The following is a 22,551-nucleotide window of genomic DNA, read 5'->3' on the forward strand; positions in this document are numbered from 1 at the left end:
TCTTATTCACTAAAGTGTCTGACAACTCTACTATTATCTATAAATTTCGTGTCACAAAGGACTTGTTTTCTTTTTTAACAAGTATATAATTCAAAGCATATCAACAATATGTAGAATTAACGTGGAGAATAATATGCGACCATATAATGAAAAAATCAGTATTTATAATGGCATGGCATCGACCATTGCTTTGAACTTTTCGAATAATTTCTTTCCCATTTTTGCGATTACGATTTTAAGTGCCACTAATTATCAGGTGGGATTAATAAGCTCCCTCCCCCCTCTCATGGCGTTGCTTATGACCATTCCAGCTGCAATCCTACTGAACCGAGCGCATGAACACAAGAAACTCGTAGCCATGGCCATCCTGTTATCACGTTTAATGTTTATGCTCATTGTCGTACTCGTGTATTTGCCTTCTGAATCGATTCAAGCATGGGTTTTCCTGGTCATCATTGCCCTCATGAGTATACCGAATACTGTCGCTACCATCGGCTGGCAAACCCTTATTAGCGGGATGATCAGTGAATCCAGGCGCGGACAATTTTTCAGTGACCGTAACCGCTTGCTGACGATTGTTGGACTTGTATCTACACTGACTGTTGGGATTGTGATGAGAGACTCTTCCGATAGTGTAACTGCGTATCAAATTTTATTTGCCATCGCATTTGGTTTTGGTCTCCTAGAAGCTTTTTTGTTAATGAAACATAAAGAAGATCCTGCTCATATAGAAGGACCTTTGGTAAGAAAGAAATTGATGGATTGGTCCATTTTTCAAAATTCCGGCTATGTCTGGTTTTTAGTTGCTGCCGTTTTCTTCAACTTCACATGGCAAATGGCGTGGGGGATTTTTAATATTTACCATGTGCGCATCGTTGGAGCGACCATCTTTTGGATTAGCATGTTTTCGGTTGGCAATATGTTGATGCAAATATTAACGTTCCCTCTTTGGAAAAAATGGGCTGAACGAAAATCGAATATACGCGTTTTTGTATGGGCAGCGCTCGGTATGGCTAGCACCCCATTTTTAACGGTATTGTCGACGAACTTGTATTATTTAACACTCGTACAAACGATGTCCGGATTTTTCTTGTCCGGCGTATTGTTAATCTTGTTTAATTTATTGCTCGAAAAATCACCTAAAGCTACACGCACTTATTGTATTACGACCTACAATGTACTACTCGCGTTCGCGGCTTTCCTGGCTCCGCAAATTGGCATCTGGTTATTAAATTCATGGGGAGTAGAATTGGCTATGTATTTCAACTCTAGTCTACGCTTACTCAGCGCCGCTTTATTTTTCATCGTGTATGTTCGACATGCACGTGGTTCAAAGGCTTCCTTGTAGCCTATTTACATAAAGAATAACCGCCAGGCAATGTCTAGGCGGTTTCTTCATGTTTATTTGCCATTAAGAGATTTAAACAGCAGTCATTTTTTTTAGAACTGTAAAATAATCTGAATTCCTAATTTTATTGGTAGCTTGGAATATTAAGTGATTTAGAAATTCTTCTTCTTCAAAAAACTCTTCATCTACCATAATCCGACCCAATTCAATATTAACCATTTCGTTAATGTCAGACTCGATTTCGATTAATTCAGAGAATATGAATCCCCACTTTTTTTCTTCATATAATTTTCCGGATATTTTAACAATACTGGAACTCACCATTGAAGAAGGCACAGAGTAATTATTTTTTATCCTAATTTTCGTTTCATCATTGTTCGCTGAAAATACAATTTCTTCATACCCAATATCAAAACTCTTTTTAAACTCTACTTTATTCACAAATACTCCTCCTCAATCAAAGTTATTGATATTCCAAGTATGTAAATAGAAACCTCAGATTATACCTATCAACCATAATTAAAGATAGAACGTAAAAGTCTACCCAATACTTTATAGAAGGAAAAAATGCTTGAAGTTGCTTGCTTCTGTTTCTTTTATGTAGTTAACGTACATTCTTCCCTGAAGTAAACTCAAAACGCTGTGTGATCGAAGGCTTTTTTAATGTAATTTTATCCGATTTCACGAAATGATTTGCAATCATCGAGCCTACAGATAGATTAATAATCATGTTAACCATCGGACCAATCGCTGCAAGTTCCCCGATAAATTCAAATGCTAATATAGCAGCAAGCGCAGAGTTACATAACCCTACTTGAAAAAGAAGAGCACGAGCATCCTCCTCCCCAATGGAAAGCTTTTTTGCAATAAAATAAGCAGCTACCATCGGTAATACAACTTGAATAAAGGTTACAACCACTATAAGTGGCAAGATATCAAGCTCTAGGCTTATTGCTTTTGAACCATGACCTACTATTGTATGGATGATTAATAATAAGGCAACGGAAGATCCGAACCTTGTAATTAATCTAGAATGAGATGCTAATTGTGGGAGTAGACGCTGAATAACAAGTCCTATCCCTAAAGGTAGAAAAACAATGAAGAAAAATGATTGAAGTAACTTAAAGAAAGATAACGATATTTGACTTCCGGAAAGTCCGAGCATAGCAATAGGTGTGACAATTGGACTGATGGCAATATCTAGTAATGATGCAGCGATTACTAGCGATGCGTTACCTCCTGCCAAAAACGTATACAATGTTGCTGCTGTACCACTCGGAACTGTTCCTGCTAAAATAATACCAGCTGCAATTTCTGGCTTAGAAGAAAAGAATCCATAAGCTAACCCAATCGATACGAAAACGGTTAGTGTCCATTTTAATAGAACAGCTAAAAATAGTTCTTTCTTTTTTGCACGAATTCCTTTAATTGCAGAAATATTCATTGAGAGACCCGCGAAAAATATGACTACCCCTAAGAGTAGGCTTGGAACCCATGGTGCCACCTTCCAATAAACAGGTGAAAGAAATGTAAAAATTGCCACTAAAACTATGAGTAGTGGCAGTCTTCTAGAAATCATATCAACTAAAATTCTCATGCCTCTACCCCCTTCTGAGATCAATACTAGCCTTCTTTGTTATAAAACAACCATCAACTACAGACTGTTTGTCGTTGAAGATAGAGTTATTAATCCGCATAATCATCTTCGGTCAATTCTTCTGAGATTAGAATAAAATCTTTTAAATTAGGTGCATATTCTTCCAGCTCTGCTTCTTCGTGATACCAAAGATAAATTTCATTCCCCATAACTCCGTTATTGACTTTAAAACATAATTTATCTCCCGAACTATCATCACCGATTACAATAAGGTCTTTCGACATATCTTCTTCTCTGACTTCAGGTGTTTTGTCTAACAATATCATCCCAAGTCTTTTTAGGATTTCTATGATCTTTGATAGGATGAAGTATCCATTCACCTATTTCCGCATTATTAACCAACATGAAAAATTCTTTATATTGTTCTGGGAAAACTGCAACTAGCTTATCTTCTGCTGCCTTTATGTCTAATTCATCAACACCTGTTTTCCTTGTATGAATTAGTTTTCTTACATCTTTCATTAAACAACACCCACACTATTAGTTTAAAAAAATAACTTTTAAATAGCATTGCCTTCCTCAACTAACCGGCACGTTGAAGTAAAAACCTTCACAATCTTATATTTATTTTAACATAAATACCCAGACTCATTATTTACATAGGGGAAAGGCTTGCTCTAACGATTAAGTGTCCGCACCTTCAGCCAAACTTTTCCTACAAACTAAAAAACTGTGCATTTAATGCTTGTAATCAAGCGGCGGACGCGCAGCCGCCGCTTGATTATCTGTTGGAAAGATAGAATAATAGCGACCCGAAAGCCTTAGTTGATACAGCTTGCAGTTCTATTTTCAACTGCACTCCTGTCTGAATTCACTTGCCGTTGAAGTCTACAAATATAGGAAATAGGTGTCTTACCCCTACCCAGGAAAGGGATAGTATGGTTGAACACAATCTTCCTGACTGTGGGTTTACGGGATAGCAGATAGTATAAAGAATGCAAATAAAGGCCGAAATTGTATCTTCGGCCGATTGTCTTTTTGCAGTTGCAGTAAGTATCTATTCTCTAGTAACCCAAAATCAAAGAACTGTGCACATTAAGGTTGTAGAAGAGCTGCGGACGCACACCCTCCGTAAGATTGCCTATAAAAACGAGCGAAGATAGAAGTGACAACGTCACTTCTATCTTCGCTCTTATTCTCTAGGTTATGATTGCAGCGGATGTGCAGTCCAAAGCGATCCGGAAACCCTAGCTGATAAGGCTCTCCAATCATCGCTCTAAAAGCAAGAGAAAACACTCAACTCCGCATCAATAACGAGTCACCTGTTCCTTGAGACTATTTTTGATGGTCTTTCTAGATTGAAATATATTAATTTGTCATACTGGCATTGTTTATCGCTCAAACTAACGTTATTAATCACCACTATAAGAACATTGGTGTCTCACCCTTACCTAGAAAAGGGATAGTATGGTTGAACCCACAATCATCCATGACTGTGGGTATGAATTGCAAATAGTTTAAAGAATGCAAATAGAGGCCGAAATTGTATCTTCGGCCGATTGTCTTTTTGCAGTGAGTGTCTATTCTCTAGTAATCCAAAATCAAAGAACTGTGCACGTTAAGGTTGTAGGAGAGCGACGGACGCACACACGCCGCAGGATTGCCTATAAAAACGAGCGAAGATAGAAGTGACAACGTCACTTCTATCTTCGCTCTTATTCTCTAGGTTATGATTGCAGCGGATGTGCAGTCCAGAGCGATCCGGAAACCCTAGTGGATACAGCTCTCTTTAAGATTGTCTTTTTGCAGTGAGCGTTTATTCTCTAGTATCCCAAGCTAAAAGAACTGCGAGTGGCGGACGCACACCTCCGTAAGATTGCCTAATAAAAAGGAGTAAACCCTATACCGCGCATCCGCTAGAATCTTTCAATCTGAACCTTGTAGCGCAGAAGCGTTGTTTATATTGATGAAACATTAAACGACGTGATCGTATTGATGAATCCCTTGATACTTATTCAATAACCTATCCAACTCTTGACTGCATGCCACAACAGAGGGATGTACCAGGCCATAATGTTTTGCCATATTATACATTTCTCTTTTTTTACTATTTATTTGCTTCAATGTCAGTGTTTTTTTACCCATTGTTTTAACTTTCATTATTGCCTTCCCCCGTCCATATCGATTTCTAGATGCATGGTCTAAATAAAAAGTTGAAATAAGCTTCAGTAGCAATAGGGTCATCATGTATAAACTTATAGATAGAATATTTAAAATTTAAATACAAGTTTTTACAAGGTCTTTATTACCATATATACCACTTTTTTAAGTATATAATATCAATTCATTTAAATCAATATATAGTATGCAATTATTTTTACAACACAATATATAGTGTTGTAAATATTATAAAGGATTATAGTGTAAAAGTTGTTAAATATATTAAATTCTACTTTTCAAGAGCACTCTCACAATTTTTTCCTCAACAAAAAAACAACCTCGTTAACCAGCTTTACACTGACTAACAAGATTGCTTATCATAACTCACTTATTTATGGCAATACCGTAGCGCCCATCAAGTAACGATCACATTCTCTCGCTACCTCACGTCCTTCGTTGATTGCCCATACGATTAAACTTTGTCCACGACGCATGTCCCCTGCTGTAAAGATGCTTTCAACATTCGTTGCATACTTGCCGTATTCTGCTTTAACAGTTGAATTTTCGTTTGTTTCTACATTTAGCTGCTGAAGAAGTCCTTGTTCTGGTCCACTAAAACCAATAGCTAGCAACACAAGGTCTGCTGGCCATACTTTCTCTGTACCAGGAATTTCTTCACGGATACGATTGCCTTCTTCATCAATTCGAAGTTTGACATTAATCGTGTGCACTTCTTTTACTTGACCATTGTCATCACCAACAAATTTTGTAGTTTGAACAGCATAAGCTCGTGGGTCTTCACCAAACTTACTCGCCGCTTCTTTTTGACCATATTCAATACGATGTACCACAGGATATTGTGGCCAAGGGTTGCCTCGCTCATCACGAATGGCTCCTTTTTTATCGTAAATATCAAACTGAGTTAAGCTCTTACAGTCATGTCTTACAGCTGTAGCTAGACAGTCTGTTCCAGTGTCACCACCGCCAATAACAATGACATCTTTCCCTTTAGCAGGGAGGAACATACCATCCTTAAGGTTTGAATCAAGCAAACTTTTCGTGTTGGCATGAAGGAAATCCATAGCGTAATGAACGCCTGTTAATTCGCGACCTTCCACTTGAACGTCCCGATGAACCGTTGCACCACCACATAAAATGGTTGCATCAAACTCTGTTTTAAGTTTTCCAACAGAGTAGTTCTTGCCAACTTCTGTGTTTGTAACGAAGGTAATCCCCTCTTGTTCAAGTATGTTCACACGGCGCATTACCATCTCGTATGGTAGCTTCATTTCAGGAATACCGTACGTCAGAAGCCCACCAACACGATCGCTGCGCTCAAATACCGTCACTAAGTGCCCTGCTTTATTGAGCTGAGCTGCTGCTGCGAGTCCTGCTGGTCCTGACCCAATCACCGCAACTTTTTTACCTGTACGTTTCTCGGGAGGCTCAGGTACGACCCAGCCTTCTTCAAAGCCTTTTTCAATAATTGCTCGTTCAACCGTACGGATAGCAACAGGAGGCTCGTTAATACCAAGCACACATGCACCTTCACATGGTGCAGGACAAGCTACACCTGTAAATTCAGGGAAGTTATTCATTTCATGCTCTCGTTTTAATGCTTCTTTCCATTGACCTTGATAGACGAGGTCATTCCACTCAGGTATCAGATGATAAACTGGGCAACCTGTTGTCACACCTTCAAGTTCGATTCCTGTATGGCAAGTCGGAACGCCGCAATCCATGCAGCGCGCCCCTTGTTGTTGGATTTCTTCTTCTGACATCTTTTCCGTGTACTCGTTCCAATCTTTTGTTCGATCAAGTGGATCGCGTTCACGCTGCGCTTGACGTTCATACTCCATAAACCCAGTCGGCTTGCCCATCAGACCCCTCCTTTTCGCTTCATTATTTTGCAGTCTCGTATGCTTTATTGCTTTCATCAAAGGCAGCCATTTGAGCATCGAAACTAGATAGGCCGTCTTCTTCAAGTACTTTAATTCGATCATTTATTTTCAAGTAAGATTTAGGTATTACACGCACAAATTGTGGTGCATACTTTTCCCAATACGTTAAAATTCGTTTTCCAAGTGCACTACCTGTGTACTCAACATGCTTTTCAATCATGCTGTATACTTCGTCCAACTCTTCTTGATTTTCTAAAGGAAGCATATGAACTAGTTCGGCATTGCATTTTGATTCGAATGTTTCATCCTCATTAAATACATAAGCGATACCGCCTGACATTCCTGCTGCAAAGTTGCGTCCCGTTGAACCTAGAACGACTACTTTTCCACCAGTCATGTATTCACAGCCGTGGTCTCCTACGCCTTCAACAACCACTTTGGCTCCACTATTACGGACACAGAAACGTTCTCCAGCGATTCCTTGAATATACGCTTCACCTGCAGACGCACCATAGAATGCAACATTACCTATTATGATATTTTTCTCTGGTGTAAATGTGACAATTGGATCTGGATGAACAATAATTTTCCCTCCAGAAAGCCCTTTCCCAACAAAGTCATTAGAATCACCGACTAGTCTAAGTGTCATTCCACGTGGAATAAATGCGCCAAAACTTTGCCCAGCTGATCCTTTAAGTGTTAATTGAATCGTATCCTCAGGTAACCCTTTTTCACCGTAACGTCGCGTAATTTCACTACCGAGCATCGTTCCAGTTACACGGTTTATATTACGAATAGCCGTTGTAAATACAACTGGCTCTTGGTTTTCAATAGCTTTTTTACAGATTGGAATCAACTCTTGGAAATCGAGTGTCTTCTCTAATTCATGATCTTGATCAACTGAATGATAACGACCCACTTTGGCAGGAAGATCTGGTGAATAAAGGAGTGCCGAAAGATCGATGTCTTTCGCTTTCCAATGATCAATTGCTTCGTTCACTTCCAAAGCATCTGTGCGGCCAACCATTTCGTTGATTGTTCTAAAGCCAAGTTCAGCCATTATTTCTCTCGTTTGTGTGGCAATAAAACGCATGAAGTTTGCTACATGCTCTGGATCCCCTGCGAATTTCTTACGTAACTCAGGGTTCTGAGTCGCGATACCTACTGGACAAGTATCTAAATGACAAACGCGCATCATGACACAACCAAGTACGACCAGTGGTGCCGTTGAAAAGCCATACTCTTCTGCCCCAAGTAAGGTTGCTACTACAATGTCTCTTCCCGTCATCATTTTGCCATCTGTTTCAACGACAATTCGATCACGAAGTCCATTTAAAAGAAGAGTTTGGTGAGTTTCAGCTAACCCTATTTCCCATGGTAAACCTGTATGCTTCAAACTTGAACGAGGTGCAGCACCTGTTCCGCCATCATAGCCACTAATTAACACAAGGTCTGCTCTACCTTTAGCAACACCTGCTGCGATGGTACCAACACCCACCGAGGATACTAACTTAACGCTAATACGCGCACGTGGATTGGCATTTTTCAAATTATAAATTAACTCCGCAAGATCTTCTATCGAGTAAATGTCATGATGCGGCGGTGGTGAAATTAGTTCAACACCTGGCGTAGAGCCACGTACTTCCGCAATCCATGGGTATACTTTCTTCCCAGGCAAGTGTCCACCTTCACCAGGTTTCGCGCCTTGGGCAACTTTAATTTGGATTTCATCTGCATTAACCAGATAGTGACTCGTTACACCAAATCGACCAGATGCTACTTGCTTAATAGAACTGCGTCTAGAATCTCCATTTGCATCAGGTGTAAAACGATCGATTCCTTCTCCACCTTCACCAGAATTACTTCTGCCACCAATACGGTTCATCGCAATCGCTAAAGCTTCATGCGCTTCTAGACTTATAGCTCCATAAGACATTGCGCCCGTTTTGAAACGTTTGCAAATTTCTTCTACAGATTCTACTTCTTCAATTGGCACTGACTGTCTGTCTTTAAATTTCAAAAGACCACGTAATGACTGCAAGTTTGTTGTTTCATCCGTCAGCATTTTCGTATATTTATTAAAAACTTCATAGTTATTTGTTCGACAAGCGTGTTGGAGTGTGTGAATTGTGCTTGGATTGTACTGATGATCTTCTCCGTTTGAACGGTATTGGAATTCATCTCCAGCATCTAAGGTTTTATTGCTCCCTCTATTGTCACCAAATGCTATTTCATGACGCATTAGCACTTCTTTTTCAATCATATCAATGCCTATTCCACCTAAACGAGAAGATGTTCGTGTGAAATATTTTTCGATGACATCCATATGAATACCAACCGCTTCAAAAATTTGAGCCCCTCGATAACTTTGAATCGTTGAAATCCCTATTTTAGAGAGAATTTTAATGATTCCATCTGTTACTGAGTTAATATAGTTCGTTACCGCTTGATCAAATGAATCAATGATGATATCACCTTTATCTACCAGATCACGTACGGTATCAAATGCAAGATACGGATTTATTCCTTCTGCACCATAACCGATAAGAGTAGCAAAGTGATGTACTTCTCTTGGTTCAGCCGACTCAATCAAAATGCTCACTTTTGTACGTGACCCATTGCGGATTAAATGATGCTGCAGTCCAGAAACAGCAAGGAGTGCAGGGATTGCCGCTTGATTTTCTGTCACTCCTCGGTCAGATAGAATTAGAAGTGTAGTTCCTTCTTCTACTGCCTGATCGACTTTCTCAAAAATGTCTTGGAGTGCTTTTTCCATATTCCCTTGACCCTCTGTTGCATCAAACAGCGTCGAGAACGTCGACGCTTTAAATCCATCAAGCTGTTGTTGACGAAGTTTTTCTAGTTGTTGATTCGTTAGCACAGGTGTTTTTAAACGAATATGATTACAGCTGTCAGCATCCGGGTTCACCAAATTACCTTCAGCACCTATTGTTGTTTCAACCATTGTAATAATTTGCTCACGAATCGCATCTAGTGGCGGATTCGTAACTTGCGCAAACAACTGTTTAAAATAGTTATACAGCAGTTGTGGCTTTTTCGATAACACAGCGAGCGGTGAATCATAACCCATTGAACCAACTGGATCTTTACCATCTAAAACAAGTGGCTTAATGATCTTATTTAGTTCTTCTCTTGTGTAACCAAATGCAAGCTGTTGCTCTAACAGCTGTTCACCTACATGAACGGGTGGTTGTTCAGTCGCTTCGGGTATATCATCTAACTCTTTTAGATTTGTCAGCCACTCTTTATAAGGCTTCTCTGAAGCAACTTGAAGCTTGACTTCTTCATCAGGAACAATAGTCCCTTTCTCCAAATCTACTAAAAGAATTTTACCTGGAGCAAGTCTTTCTTTATATTCAATATCATCCGCAAAAATATCCAATGCCCCTACTTCTGAACCAAGGACAATCATGCCATCTTTTGTTACATAATAACGCGCTGGTCTAAGTCCATTGCGGTCTAGACATGCAACAATTTGTTTGCCATCTGTAAATACAAGTGCAGCCGGTCCATCCCATGGCTCCATTAAGGTACTATTATATTCATAAAAATCACGTTTTTCTTCTTTGATTGTCTTATCATTTGCCCAAGGTTCTGGCACCATCATCATGGCTGTGTGAGCAAGTGAACGCCCTGAAAGGTGTAAAAACTCAAAGGTATTATCAAACATCGAAGAATCACTTCCGTCAGCATCGATAACAGGTAAAACTTTTTTCAAATCTTCATCCTTGAAAAATTCCGTCTCACACAGATGCTCGCGTGCACGCATCCAGTTAACATTACCTCGTAATGTATTAAACTCTCCATTGTGAATTGAATAGCGATTTGGATGTGATCGCTTCCAGCTTGGGAAAGTATTCGTACTAAAACGAGAATGCACGAGTGCTAGTGCGGATTTGAATTCTGGATGATTTAGATCGATGTAAAATGAATCAAGTTGTTCGGGGATTAGCATTCCTTTGTAGACAATGGTTCGAGTAGATAAACTACTGATGTAGACATCTTCATAACCTTTCACACTTGCTAATTCCTTTTCAATTCGTTTACGAATAATGTAAAGCTTTCGTTCAAACTCCATTTGATCTTTTATATCATCCGACACTTGAATAAATACTTGTCTAATAGTTGGCTTTGTTTTTGCCGCTACTTTCCCAACAAAAGAATCATTGATTGGAACTGGACGCCAGCCTAAAAACGTTTGTCCTTCTTCTTCAATAACTCGTTCAAAAAATTCTTTGCTTTTCATTCGCATTTCGTGATCTTGAGGTAAGAACACCATTCCAATACCATATTTGCCTTCTCGCGGTAATATGATGTTTTCTTTTTCACACTGCTTTTGGAAAAAACGATGCGGAATCTGCGTTAATATTCCAGCTCCATCTCCTGTGCTTGTATCAGAGGATTGGCCACCTCTATGTTCCAAATTACAAAGGATGTTGACTGCGTTTTGTACGATACTATGTGTCTGTTTACCATTTATATTTGCAATCATTCCGATACCACATGCTTCGTGCTCTTGCTGTGGATCGTATAAACCTTGAGATACAGGATACCCATTCTTTGTCATGACAACGTCCCCTCTCTAATAATATTGCTGAAAGATGTTCACTCTTTTCATGAAGGGGTTCTTCACACACTTCATTGCATGTACACTTCCAATTTTGAAAAGTATACCATGAAATTCGTTTTGACATAAAATTCAGAACACATTTATTTATGGATTTTTATTAATTTAAATGTATGAAAACGCTGTCATTTCGTTTCGTTGTTTTATATAATTATATAAAATACCTATTAATATCAACGTTTATAAGACAATTGATTGATTAATGAACAAGAATCAGTTTTTTATAAAAAAACATTTTTTATTCACAATAAACTTTGCCTATAATTCTTATAATTTTCCTGTTTATGGATAATTATTTTAAAAATCGGGTTTTATATAGGATGAAAAATATTGCTTTCCTATGTAAACACATACATGATTGTTTTATCACCTGCATATTTTATCAAAATGATCGCGCCTTAAAATGTTCTAAGTTGGGTTTTTAAATCTTACATACAGTTTGTGCGTTTTTGAACATTTATAAATATGAGTTAGTAGTTGGTTTTAACATTACTCACATAGTGGAAAAGATATTTTGGAGGAATCGAATGAACAAGCTGTTGGTATTATTTATATTGTGTTTAACACTCGTTAGTTGTTCAAATTTACCTTCTAGTGATTTACCAACCGAAACCCAACCTGCCCTCAATGTACCGGAAAAGATTGAACCTACACTGATTGAACCAGAAAAAACAATTGTTACACGTGCACATCTTGTTGCCATCGGAGATATTCTTCTCCATGAAGCTGTATATTTAGACGCATCAACTACTCAAGGATCTTATGATTTCTCTTCTATGTTTACGAAAGTGAAACCGTTCCTAGAAGGAGCTGATATTGCCGTTGCCAATCAAGAAACCATGATTGGCGGAGTAGAGTTAGGCCTTTCCAGTTATCCTACTTTTAATAGCCCTTATGAAATTGGCGATGCTTTAAAAGATTCTGGGATTGATATTGTAACGATAGCTAATAACCACACCTTAGATCATGGTGAAAAAGCCATACTAAATGGCATTAATCATTGGGACAGGATAGGGATGCTTTATACGGGAGCTTTCAAATCAAACCAAGATCGTGAGGATATTCGGACTATCCAGAAAAACGATATTACTTTTTCATTCATGTCTTATAGTTATGGAACCAACGGCATACCTGTGCCTGAAGGTAAACCATATTTAATTAACCTAATTGACTTACCTTTAATAAAACAGGATGTTGAGAAAGCAAAGCTAATTTCAGATGTTGTGGTTGTCTCCATGCATTGGGGAAATGAGTATGAAAAAAAACCAAATCAAACACAAATTGACTTAGCTACTGAACTATCTGACATGGGCGTCGATATCATTATTGGGCATCATCCTCATGTCCTACAACCCGTCGATTGGATTGAACGAAGTGATGGCTCGAGAACATTTGTCATGTATAGTTTAGGGAATTTTTTATCTGGCCAAGTAGGTTTAGAGAAATTAATAGGTGGCATCGGAGGAGTAGAAATCACCAAAACTACATTTGAAGGTAAATCCACTATCGCATTAGCAAATCCTAGCTTTCTGCCGACTTATGGATATTACGATAATTGGCGCAATTTCGAAGTCATTCCATTCTATCAGTTAAATGATAGTTATTTACCAAATTATTTAATGCACTACGAAGACACACAAAATCATTTAAAAGAATTCACAAATGAAATTACATTTAATGAACGTTAAACACTCGATTTGTATGCGAGTGTTTTTTTGTGCTTCATCCCCCATGTATTTATGGAGAATTGCATTCACAGTTAACCAATTTTGAACGACCGAAATGTATCAATAAATTTTTGTGGGCTGCTATTAATGTAAAATGGGAATACCCCTTGATTTGTATGAAGGTATAAAATTCCCGTTTGAGATGAGAAGGGTTTATAGGAAACATCGAGAACTGAATTGAGTGTGTACTCAGCTTTTGCTGTGATTACCGCTGTAGGCGTAACAGTTAGTTCGTGGTATGTTGTGATTTTTTGAAGCTTATAATAGAAATCAATTTTTCGTTCGACTTCCATGTATATGAGTATCGTATGCTGGGTTTCTTTCGTCATCTAGCTGTCGCCTCCTCTTACTATTAATGGTACAGGAGTAGAGCGGAGAATTGCAAAAGATTTAGGTTCCATACACCTGACATCAAATAGGAATTGAGAAGGTTTTTAAACTTCTCAATTCCTATTTTAATTATTTAAGTATTTTCCGTGTTTTGGTATAGCCATTTTATCAAAGTCCTTAGCAAGAATTGCTAAATTATTGGCTAACCATTCGCCAGAAACTGGATGTCCATGCCCAGTAATCGCTAGTAATGGTTTTAGTTTCTCTAATAACTTGACTGATTCCCATGAAGAATCCCAATCTGGCGTTAAGTATTTCGGAGGTCCATGAATGTCTAATTGTTGTGTTAACACGCTGTATAATGATTCCTGTTTTACTGTGACAAATGCATCTCCCACAATTAAAGCTCGATCAATATCTCTGAATAAAGAGATATGCCCTTCTGTATGGCCAGGCGTATGAATCCAGCGCCACCCCTTCATAAAGGGTATTGAACCATCATCCGGCAGAGCTTGAATACGACTACCTAAATCAATCGCTTCTGTTGGAAACATTGGTGATAATTTAGCAATCAGCCCCGCATCCACCGAGCTATCAGGAATCGGATAATTTTTTTTACCAGTCAAATACGGTAATTCTAATGTATGGGCATAAATAGGAACGTCCCATTCTTCAATTAATTCCATAATCGCTCCTATGTGATCAAAATGGGCGTGTGTTAGAACAATTGCTCTAGGTTTTACATGTTCTCCAAATCGTTCTTTCGCCTCTTCGATTATCTTTGGTGCAGATTTTGGCGTCCCTGCGTCAATAAGTACCCAATCCTCTTCTTGTCCAGGAGTTCCAACAAAGCAAACATTAACAAATTGAATGGTAAAACTATAAATGTCGGGAGCGACTTCTTTTCCATGTCCACTTTTTACTGTAGTCATTGGAATATATCTTTCAGTTGATGTACTTCCATTCATACTATTACCTCTTTCATTATAAGTTTAAAAATAAATGAATTGCTAAACTCAAACGAGCAGAATTCACGTTATTTTCTCTGACAATTTCAAATTATTATGAACAACATATATTTTTTCATACTTTAATGTTAATTATTGAATTAAAGCATAGCGAAAAGTTAAAAACACATAATATGGAGGCGAGAATCTTAAAATTGAAAGGATGAATATAGATGAAGAAAAAGGTATTCACTGAAGAAGATCGACAGTTGGCACCTGGACCTTTTGGCGATAATCCAGATAACGTAAAAACAGATAAAATAAGCCTATTCGATATGCATGAGGATATGATGTTTACCGATGTTCTTCTCGTTGAAGAGTTAAATAAACAAGTTATAAATGACCCTGCAAGAAAAGTTACAAAAGATCCATCTGCAAACGAAGAAATTCATCCAAATTGATCAATCACATACTGAAAACTTATGAGGTGAACAACTATGAAAGCAGTTACATTCCAAGGTGCAAAAGATGTAAAGGTAAAAGAAGTACCAGATGCAAAATTAGAAAAAAAGGATGATATTATCGTTCGCATCACGTCAACTGCAATTTGTGGAACCGATCTCCATATTTATAGAGGATCATTGCCCACAAAAAAAGATTATGTCATTGGTCACGAGCCAATGGGTATTGTAGAGGAAGTCGGTCCTGAAGTTACGAAAGTGAAAAAAGGAGACCGTGTTGTTCTTCCATTTAATGTTGCCTGCGGTGTTTGTATCTATTGTAAGAATGAAATGGAAAGCCAATGTGATAACTCTAATGATAATCCCGAAGTTGACTCCGGTGGATATTTCGGATTAACAGAAAGATATGGAGATTATGCAGGGGGACAAGCAGAATATTTGCGGGTACCTTATGGAAACTTTATGCCTTTTGTCATTCCTCCCTCGTGTGAACTTGAAGATGAATCCCTTCTTTTCCTTTCGGATATCCTTCCCACTGCATACTGGAGTGTAGAGAACTCTGGCTTGAAACCTGGAGATTCGGTGGCAGTATTAGGATCCGGTCCAGTTGGATTATTAGTTCAAAAATTCGCTTGGATGAAAGGTGCAAAACGAGTTATCGTAGTTGATCATCTTCCTTATAGACTAAAACATGCGATTAAAATGAATAAAGTTGAAGCCTTTAACTTTGAAGAATACGATGACATAGGAGCTCATATAAAGGAGTTAACTAACGGTGGTGTGGACGTGGTCATCGACTGTGTAGGCATGGACGGCAAATTAAATGCATTAGAAAAAGTGGGACAAAAACTGAAACTCCAAGGCGGGACATTGAATGCGATTGACATCGGGATAAATTCAGTGCGTAAATTTGGAACCATCCAACTGACCGGTGTTTATGGTTCTATGTACAATATGTTTCCACTAGGGTATATTTTCGAGCGCAATGTGACGTTGAAAATGGGCCAAGCACCAGTTATTAACTACATGCCCTTATTATTTGATAAAATCACAAAAGGCGAATTAGATCCCACTGAGATTATTACGCATACAGTACCGTTGGACCAAGCAAGTAAAGCGTATCAAACATTTCATGACCATGAAGATGAAAGCATTAAGTTCATTTTGAAACCATAGTAAGAAAAGCATCATTTCTGCGGTAGGAAGTACTAATTTTCACTTGATTGAATCGGTTTTTCATCTAAATAGGCACCTTTTTCTTTGATTGCAACAGCTTTTTTGTCTGACTGAAGCAACTTCTGCTTTGACTGAGGCAACTTTTGTGCTGATTGGGGCAACTTCTGCTTTGACTGGGGCAACTTTATGTCCTATTGGGGCAACTAACCAATTATCTCCTAATTATCGTCACTTTAATAGAAGAAAGAAAAAACAACCTCTCCACCACTGGAGAGGTTGTTTTCATTTCACTATAAAGTAATCGTTTGTTTTGAAGGAGCACCTGAGACTCGAGGTCGGGTGGCTTTGAACCATTGATAAAAAAGGAGAAAAATGAGCACAGCTTCAATAGCGTCTCCACCGTAATACATAAGCATTCCACCTGTTTCAGCCTCTACAGTTGAAACCCCATTTGGCGGATGCGCATAAATATACTTAGACAAAATCCCGTGTGTAGATAAAGCAACTAGAAGTACGATTGCACGGAAGTAAAAGCTCGTTCGATGTGGTATCGGATCGATATAGATGATGGACATAGTGAAAAGATAACCCGCGATGAATACATGGGCGTGGATTAGTATATGTAGAAACATGTTTTGCTGCATCACCATGAATAAGTTTGTCGTATATAATAACCACAGTCCTCCAGCATTAATGGTTAACGCGAAGACGGGATGACTAAGAATACGTATTGGCATACTTCTTAGTATACGATAAAGACGTCTTGCGTGATTTACATGAAGTGATCGCAGTATAAGTGTCATGGGTGCAGCAAAAACCATAAGAAGTGGAGCAAGCATTCCAAGTAGTAAATGACTGACCATATGCGCAGTGAAATTATCGTGCGCGCGTTCTGCTAAAGGTCCAATGACTGCAGCAGTAGCACAAAGTATACCGAGAATCCAAAAAGCGATGCGATATAATGGCCACTGTTTTTTGTAGCGGCGGCCAGTTAATATAACAGCAAATACATAAAAACCTAATGCCATAACAAGAGGTAGAGCAAAAATGAATTGCAAAGTTACTCCAGAGGCGTCATGACTGTGATTACTCATTTGGATTGGAGCCTTTCGCGCCTTTTTGATAGGATGAGTTATTCACAAGAAGGAAGTAAGCAACTACAATCATCGCAAAGGCTGATAGGTTCCATATGACGTCATAGGGCATGATATTCACATTATATCGAATTTGGTGCAACTCCATGAGCTTGTGCTGGATCGTTCCGTCATATAATTGAAATGTACCTCCACCTAGAAACACGCCCCCCACCCATCTTTTAAGCCAAAATGCATTCCGCCGATGAAGATCCGCTAACAAAAATGCAGATCCAATAGTAGCAAACCAACTGAACGCATGGAATAAACCATCAGAAACCAATCCTATATCCCTCGTGGACTTGTCATAAAAATGATGCCAATGAAGCAGTTGGTGAAACACTGTTTCATCAATAAAAGCGACAAAGCCGAGACCGAACAAAAACCCTCCTAAAAGATTGCGGCCTGACAATGCAGTACGATTAGCATATTTTGCATCATTTTTTGATTTTTGAGGTTTGATAGTCATAAAATTCTCCTTTTTGGCACATATGCAGTACTCTACTTCCCGCTCCAATTATCTCGAATTCAATCTAATAAACGGTTATTTTCGTCCACAGACATCACCTTAGTTGACTGAGTGGCCCCAATATGAAATTCCCCTGTTCCACTGCACACGCTACATCGGTATTGCCATCCCTCATCATCAGCTAACATGCCAGTTCCTTCACAAGCTATACATGTATTTTCTCTATCCATTGGTCACCCTCCTCTCTTATATTTTTATATATTTGTGACATTCTTTTGCTTGTCTCTTATCCAGTTAATTAATCCGCCTTTTAATACAATTTCTAAATGACGTTCAGACAGAGCATGTTGCACACGAATTAAATAATTTTTCCCTTTAATCGTAATTGGAAACTCTCTTCCTTGATTAAGGCTATATCTCAAATTTGATATCTCCAGAACGTCTCCATTACTGATTTTGTCGTAATCGTCTGCATTAACAAATGTGACCGGTAATACGCCAAAGTTAATTAAATTTTGCCAATGAATTCGGGCAAAGTCTTTGACTAGAGCCACACGTAATCCTAGGTGTCTTGGTGCCAAAGCAGCATGTTCACGACTTGACCCTTGTCCATAATTGGTGCCACCCACTATTGCATGACCTCCTTGACTCACACTTTCCATCCCACGCTTATAGTAGGTTTTATCAATAATCTCGAAAGCGAATTTACTGATTTCAGGAATATTACTTCTGAATGGTAGGACACGTGCACCACCTGCAAGGATTTCATCGGTGGAAATGTTATCACCCATTTTCAATAACACTGGAATGACTAAATGATCAGGCATTTCGTCCAATTGTGGGATTGATGAGATATTTGGTCCTTTGTGGAGTTCAACTGCCCTAGCTTTTTCTAACGGCAACGGTTCTTCTAATAAATTAATATCAATGGTTGGTTTCTTAGGATCTTTTACTTTGGGATATTTAAAGTCCATTGTTCTAGGATCTGTTATTTTCCCTGTTAATGCCGAAACGGCTGCTGTTTCAGGACTACATAAATAAACGCTGTCTTCTTTCGTTCCTGAACGTCCAGGGAAATTACGGGGAGTTGTCCGTAAACTGTTGCGACCTGTTGCTGGTGCTTGTCCCATTCCGATACACCCATTACAACCAGCTTGGTGTAAACGAGCTCCTGACTGAAGTAAACTAGCGATATGGCCTTCTTTTACTAAATCGGTTAATAATTGTCTCGAGGTTGGATTAATGTCGAAAGAAATATCATCTGCTATTTGTTTTCCATTAACAATTTGAGCGACAATCGCAAAATCACGATATCCAGGATTGGCTGATGACCCAATATACGATTGGTAAATCGGTGTACCTTCAATTGCTGACACAGGCACTACATTTCCGGGACTAGATGGTTGTGCAATAAGTGGGACTACTTCAGATAAGTTAATTTCCTCATCGATATCATATGTTGCCCCTTTATCGGCAACGAGTTCCAACCAATCATCTTCTCTATCTTGTTCCTTTAAGAAACGTTGTATTTCAACGTCAGAAGGAAAAACAGATGTAGTAGCACCTAACTCGGCTCCCATGTTTGCAATCACATGGCGATCCATCGCACTTAAATTTTCAAGGCCTGGACCATAATACTCTATGATTTTACCTACCCCACCTTTTACATCATGTCTCCGTAACAATTCTAAAATGACGTCCTTGGCACTGACCCAATCAGCTAATTTTCCTGTTAACTTAATTCCCCATATCTTAGGCATTCTTACGTAAAAAGGTTCACCTGCAATAGCCATTGCTACATCAATACCACCCGCTCCCATGGCAAGCATTCCCATACAACCATTTGCACATGTGTGACTATCTGAGCCAAGTAATGTTTTACCTGGTTTGGCAAGTCTTTGCATATGAATAGGATGGCTCACACCATTCCCTGGACGACTATAATATAATCCGAAACGTCGTGTTGCACTTTGCAAAAAGAGATGGTCATCAGGGTTTTTGTGGTCAACTTGAATTACATTATGGTCAACATATTGAGCGGATACTTCTGTTTTCGCACGTTCTAATCCCATTGCTTCTAGTTCTAGCATAACCATTGTTCCCGTAGCATCTTGAGTTAAAGTTTGGTCAATTTTCAATCCAATTTCAGTGCCTTGAATCATTTCACCAGATACTAAATGGGCTTTTATTAATTTTTGGGCAACATTTAATTGCATTTATTTTCCTCCTGATAACCACAAATAATTTTGTTCCTTTATATGGTAGCCTTAACAATGGAAAATATACTTTCTTATACTAATTATTGTTTATAGTAGATAAAAGGAGGTGATTAAACGAGGTATATGTACAAGTTTTCTAAGGAATTAAAATCCATTCTCATTTAAGTTCCTCGTACATTCCATCCCTGGAACAAGTAGTGAAGTGATACCGAAATCTCGCCAGACTAACCTCCTAAAATTCACTGCAATTGTTTTGCAAATATAGGATCTGGTCTTTCTGATTTTGCATGGTATTGTAATTCCTTTACATGATAAAAAACTAACAATTCCCTCCACTCAGTAGAATACGTACTACAAGTTTTTTTATTTAGGAGTGTTGGTACTTACTGCAAAAAAAAGAGCCAACTAAGGCTCTTTTTTATGATTGCCCCTCAAAATAAGGCAGTATTTAATTTGATCTATGAATTTTTCGTATGGCTATCATTTGCGAATTTTTTTTGATAATGCGCAAGTGCAAGCAGCGGAAAAATATATCGATAACCATGATAATGAATATAGAAACTACCAGCCATTCCCTGGCCTTTTAGATAAGCTGTTGTCCAATCAACTTTATCATTATTTTTTAAAATATAATTGATTCCGTTTACTATTTCTGGAGTAACTTTGTCCTCTGCTGCAATAAGCGCATCCAATGCCCAAGCAGTATGAGTTAATGTACTGGCTCCTAGCGGGACGTAGGTTTTCATTTTATCGCTTTTACAAGACTCTCCCCAACCCCCATCCGGATTTTGGATATCACGTAGCCATTTGAGAGATTTTCTTATAGAAGAATGGTCTTGTGATATTCCTGCCGCAACAAGTCCGGTAATAGCAGCCCAAGAGCCATAAATGTAACATATGCCCCATCTGCCGTACCATGATCCATTTGGTTCTTGATGATCAAATAACCAATTGACACCTAACTTTATAGAGTCATGACTCTTCTTTAAGTTAGTAAAATTTCCGAAAAACTCCAATGTTCTTCCCGTTAAATCTGCACTCGATGGATCTGCAAGTAAATATTCAGCATCTTCAATTGGAATCATAGACAGAATGCTCTTATTTACACCTTTTTCGAATGATGGCCATCCTCCATCATCATTTTGCATTGAAAATACCCACTTGATTCCTCTGTCCCAAGACGTATGAACGTTGGTATTTATATTGACTGTTTTACAGATAGCCCTTAAGGATGCAGTAGTATCGTCAATATCTGGGTTCATTGTATTGATATTTGAGAACCCCCATCCCCCTGGAAGACTCTGTGGACTATGTATGACCCAGTCCCCAAATTTATAATGCTGTCGTGTTGCTAAAAATCGATTTGCTTTTTTAATTACAGGATCTGATTCTGAGACGCCCGCTTCTTGCATGGCATAACTAATTAAAGCTGTATTCCATATAGTTGGTGTAGTAAATTGCATATGCGTCTTGCCGTCAACTTGACATTTCATTGACTTTAATCCGTTTATCGCATGAATGACCGCGGGTTCGTCTTTCTTATATCCAAGGGAAAGCAAAGCGAAAATTAGCAGAAATGTCGAAGTGAAATAACTGTATAAGGTGCCATCCGGTTCAATTCGTTCCAACATATACTGTTTAGTCTTATCTACCGCAAGTTCCTGAATTTGCTTTGGTAAACCTATTAGGTCCTCCACTTTTTTTTGAATCAATGAAAGAAAAGGACTCCATTCTTTTAAAAGGACCCGTGTTACATATTCTTCGTCCCACCGAGTGTGTTTTGACGTATATAAATCTGAAATATTTGGACTTTTATTTGTTTTTATTGTGTATTTCTTATCAGTGAGAATCATGAGTGGTGCGATATTCGCCCTTCCATAGACCGAGAAGTCAAAAAAGTTTAACGGAAATGACAGTGGTAGTAATACAAATTCTATGGGCAAATTGAACATTTTTGACCATGGAATTTGTCCAGTTACTGCTAGCATAATTTTTGTTAGTGAACTACTTTTGTCTATTCCGCCATTTGATAAAATAAAATGCCTTGCAGCTTGCATTCGCACTTCCTTGTCAGAACAATAGCCGGAATATAGAAGGGCATAATAGGCTTCGATAGTGGCAGAAACATTACCATCTTCATCATAAAACAACTTCCAAGCTCCACTGTCTTCTTGTTTGCTTAATATCCTATCTACTAGCTCCTTTATTAATTCTTCTTCATCATCAATAGTTAATGAACGCAATAAAATAATCATATAGGCATCCGTTATAATACCTGTTTCAAATGGGTATTCCCAAGTTCCTACATCAGATTGATCTTTCTTCAAGATACTCACAATTCGTTTAATTTCGTCTGACGGGGTATTGCTCACAAATTTCTTCCTTCCTATAGCATTAATTCAATATACCTAAACATATTCGTTTAGCTTTTAAAA

The 22,551-nt window shown here is 38.4% G+C and carries 17 protein-coding genes and 2 pseudogenes; 4 read left to right on the top strand and 15 right to left on the bottom strand.

Annotated features, from left to right (window positions below; all coding sequences use genetic code 11):
• Positions 1-133: 133 nt before the first annotated feature.
• A complete protein-coding gene (locus tag E2636_RS17085; protein WP_134211415.1) occupies positions 134-1,348 on the top strand; it encodes an MFS transporter in 1,215 nt (404 codons plus the stop codon).
• A gap of 72 nt (positions 1,349-1,420) precedes the next feature.
• Here E2636_RS17085 and E2636_RS17090 read toward each other — a convergent pair whose 3' ends face one another.
• The 6 genes and pseudogenes from E2636_RS17090 to gltB all read right to left on the bottom strand — a co-directional run bounded on the left by E2636_RS17090 (position 1,421) and on the right by gltB (position 11,594).
• Positions 1,421-1,789, bottom strand: coding sequence for a hypothetical protein (locus tag E2636_RS17090; RefSeq protein ID WP_134211417.1), 369 nt, complete (start codon positions 1,787-1,789; stop codon positions 1,421-1,423).
• 163 nt (positions 1,790-1,952) lie between these two features.
• Entirely contained in the window at positions 1,953-2,945 is a 993-nt protein-coding gene (locus E2636_RS17095) for a bile acid:sodium symporter family protein (protein WP_134211419.1), read from the bottom strand.
• Positions 2,946-3,034: 89 nt separating this feature from the next.
• Positions 3,035-3,467, bottom strand: a pseudogene (locus tag E2636_RS17100) (SMI1/KNR4 family protein).
• 1,452 nt (positions 3,468-4,919) lie between these two features.
• Complete coding sequence (locus tag E2636_RS17105; RefSeq protein WP_134211421.1) at positions 4,920-5,105, bottom strand: aspartyl-phosphate phosphatase Spo0E family protein; 186 nt, start codon at positions 5,103-5,105, stop codon at positions 4,920-4,922.
• 392 nt (positions 5,106-5,497) lie between these two features.
• Complete coding sequence (locus E2636_RS17110) at positions 5,498-6,985, bottom strand: glutamate synthase subunit beta (protein ID WP_134211423.1); 1,488 nt, start codon at positions 6,983-6,985, stop codon at positions 5,498-5,500.
• A 22-nt stretch (positions 6,986-7,007) separates the two neighbouring features.
• Entirely contained in the window at positions 7,008-11,594 is a 4,587-nt protein-coding gene (gene gltB / locus E2636_RS17115; protein ID WP_134211425.1) for a glutamate synthase large subunit, read from the bottom strand.
• 587 nt (positions 11,595-12,181) lie between these two features.
• Between gltB and E2636_RS17120 the strand changes: the two genes are divergently transcribed.
• Positions 12,182-13,342, top strand: coding sequence for a CapA family protein (locus E2636_RS17120; protein WP_134211427.1), 1,161 nt, complete (start codon positions 12,182-12,184; stop codon positions 13,340-13,342).
• 71 nt (positions 13,343-13,413) lie between these two features.
• Here E2636_RS17120 and E2636_RS17125 read toward each other — a convergent pair whose 3' ends face one another.
• Both E2636_RS17125 and E2636_RS17130 read right to left on the bottom strand, forming a co-directional pair.
• Positions 13,414-13,710 (bottom strand): hypothetical protein, encoded by a 297-nt coding sequence (locus E2636_RS17125; protein WP_134211428.1) that lies wholly within the window; start codon positions 13,708-13,710, stop codon positions 13,414-13,416.
• Between the two features lie 126 nt (positions 13,711-13,836).
• A complete protein-coding gene (locus E2636_RS17130) occupies positions 13,837-14,679 on the bottom strand; it encodes an MBL fold metallo-hydrolase (protein ID WP_134211430.1) in 843 nt (280 codons plus the stop codon).
• Between the two features lie 212 nt (positions 14,680-14,891).
• On the opposite strand from E2636_RS17130, the gene E2636_RS17135 reads away from it, so the two are divergent.
• A complete protein-coding gene (locus E2636_RS17135) occupies positions 14,892-15,119 on the top strand; it encodes a hypothetical protein (RefSeq protein WP_134211432.1) in 228 nt (75 codons plus the stop codon).
• A 36-nt stretch (positions 15,120-15,155) separates the two neighbouring features.
• Positions 15,156-16,295, top strand: coding sequence for a zinc-dependent alcohol dehydrogenase (locus E2636_RS17140; protein ID WP_134211434.1), 1,140 nt, complete (start codon positions 15,156-15,158; stop codon positions 16,293-16,295).
• A gap of 32 nt (positions 16,296-16,327) precedes the next feature.
• On the opposite strand, the gene E2636_RS19155 is transcribed toward E2636_RS17140, so the two are convergent.
• The 7 genes and pseudogenes from E2636_RS19155 to shc all read right to left on the bottom strand — a co-directional run bounded on the left by E2636_RS19155 (position 16,328) and on the right by shc (position 22,488).
• The gene (locus E2636_RS19155; protein WP_166669571.1) at positions 16,328-16,477 is read right to left on the bottom strand and encodes a hypothetical protein; all 150 of its coding nucleotides are present in this window, start codon (positions 16,475-16,477) and stop codon (positions 16,328-16,330) included.
• 108 nt (positions 16,478-16,585) lie between these two features.
• Positions 16,586-17,389, bottom strand: a complete 804-nt coding sequence (locus tag E2636_RS17145; protein ID WP_134211436.1) for a cytochrome c oxidase assembly protein — start codon at positions 17,387-17,389, stop codon at positions 16,586-16,588.
• Positions 17,382-17,897 (bottom strand): DUF2243 domain-containing protein, encoded by a 516-nt coding sequence (locus E2636_RS17150; protein ID WP_134211438.1) that lies wholly within the window; start codon positions 17,895-17,897, stop codon positions 17,382-17,384. The genes E2636_RS17145 and E2636_RS17150 overlap by 8 nt, the downstream gene beginning before the upstream one ends.
• A gap of 59 nt (positions 17,898-17,956) precedes the next feature.
• A complete protein-coding gene (locus tag E2636_RS19160; RefSeq protein ID WP_166669572.1) occupies positions 17,957-18,127 on the bottom strand; it encodes a hypothetical protein in 171 nt (56 codons plus the stop codon).
• 24 nt (positions 18,128-18,151) lie between these two features.
• Entirely contained in the window at positions 18,152-20,113 is a 1,962-nt protein-coding gene (locus tag E2636_RS17155) for an aconitate hydratase (RefSeq protein ID WP_134211440.1), read from the bottom strand.
• 230 nt (positions 20,114-20,343) lie between these two features.
• Positions 20,344-20,442 (bottom strand): annotated as a pseudogene (locus E2636_RS17160) (manganese catalase family protein); the annotation flags it as partial.
• 132 nt (positions 20,443-20,574) lie between these two features.
• Positions 20,575-22,488: a squalene--hopene cyclase gene (shc, locus tag E2636_RS17165; RefSeq protein ID WP_134211442.1), complete on the bottom strand. Its 1,914-nt coding sequence runs from the start codon at positions 22,486-22,488 to the stop codon at positions 20,575-20,577.
• Positions 22,489-22,551 lie beyond the last annotated feature (63 nt).

The sequence above is a fragment of the Paenisporosarcina antarctica genome, assembly GCF_004367585.1.
Taxonomy (GTDB): Bacteria; Bacillota; Bacilli; order Bacillales_A; family Planococcaceae; genus Paenisporosarcina; species Paenisporosarcina antarctica.

Coding starts and splice junctions, on each gene's coding strand:
- E2636_RS17150 (WP_134211438.1), bottom strand. CDS start 17,897: ATGACTATCAAACCTCAAAAATCAAAAAATGATGCAAAATATGCTAAT.
- E2636_RS17125 (WP_134211428.1), bottom strand. CDS start 13,710: ATGACGAAAGAAACCCAGCATACGATACTCATATACATGGAAGTCGAA.
- E2636_RS17155 (WP_134211440.1), bottom strand. CDS start 20,113: ATGCAATTAAATGTTGCCCAAAAATTAATAAAAGCCCATTTAGTATCT.
- gltB (WP_134211425.1), bottom strand. CDS start 11,594: ATGACAAAGAATGGGTATCCTGTATCTCAAGGTTTATACGATCCACAG.
- E2636_RS17145 (WP_134211436.1), bottom strand. CDS start 17,389: ATGAGTAATCACAGTCATGACGCCTCTGGAGTAACTTTGCAATTCATT.
- E2636_RS19160 (WP_166669572.1), bottom strand. CDS start 18,127: ATGGATAGAGAAAATACATGTATAGCTTGTGAAGGAACTGGCATGTTA.
- E2636_RS17105 (WP_134211421.1), bottom strand. CDS start 5,105: ATGAAAGTTAAAACAATGGGTAAAAAAACACTGACATTGAAGCAAATA.
- E2636_RS17130 (WP_134211430.1), bottom strand. CDS start 14,679: ATGAATGGAAGTACATCAACTGAAAGATATATTCCAATGACTACAGTA.
- E2636_RS17140 (WP_134211434.1), top strand. CDS start 15,156: ATGAAAGCAGTTACATTCCAAGGTGCAAAAGATGTAAAGGTAAAAGAA.
- E2636_RS17085 (WP_134211415.1), top strand. CDS start 134: ATGCGACCATATAATGAAAAAATCAGTATTTATAATGGCATGGCATCG.
- E2636_RS17110 (WP_134211423.1), bottom strand. CDS start 6,985: ATGGGCAAGCCGACTGGGTTTATGGAGTATGAACGTCAAGCGCAGCGT.
- E2636_RS17120 (WP_134211427.1), top strand. CDS start 12,182: ATGAACAAGCTGTTGGTATTATTTATATTGTGTTTAACACTCGTTAGT.
- E2636_RS17095 (WP_134211419.1), bottom strand. CDS start 2,945: ATGAGAATTTTAGTTGATATGATTTCTAGAAGACTGCCACTACTCATA.
- E2636_RS17135 (WP_134211432.1), top strand. CDS start 14,892: ATGAAGAAAAAGGTATTCACTGAAGAAGATCGACAGTTGGCACCTGGA.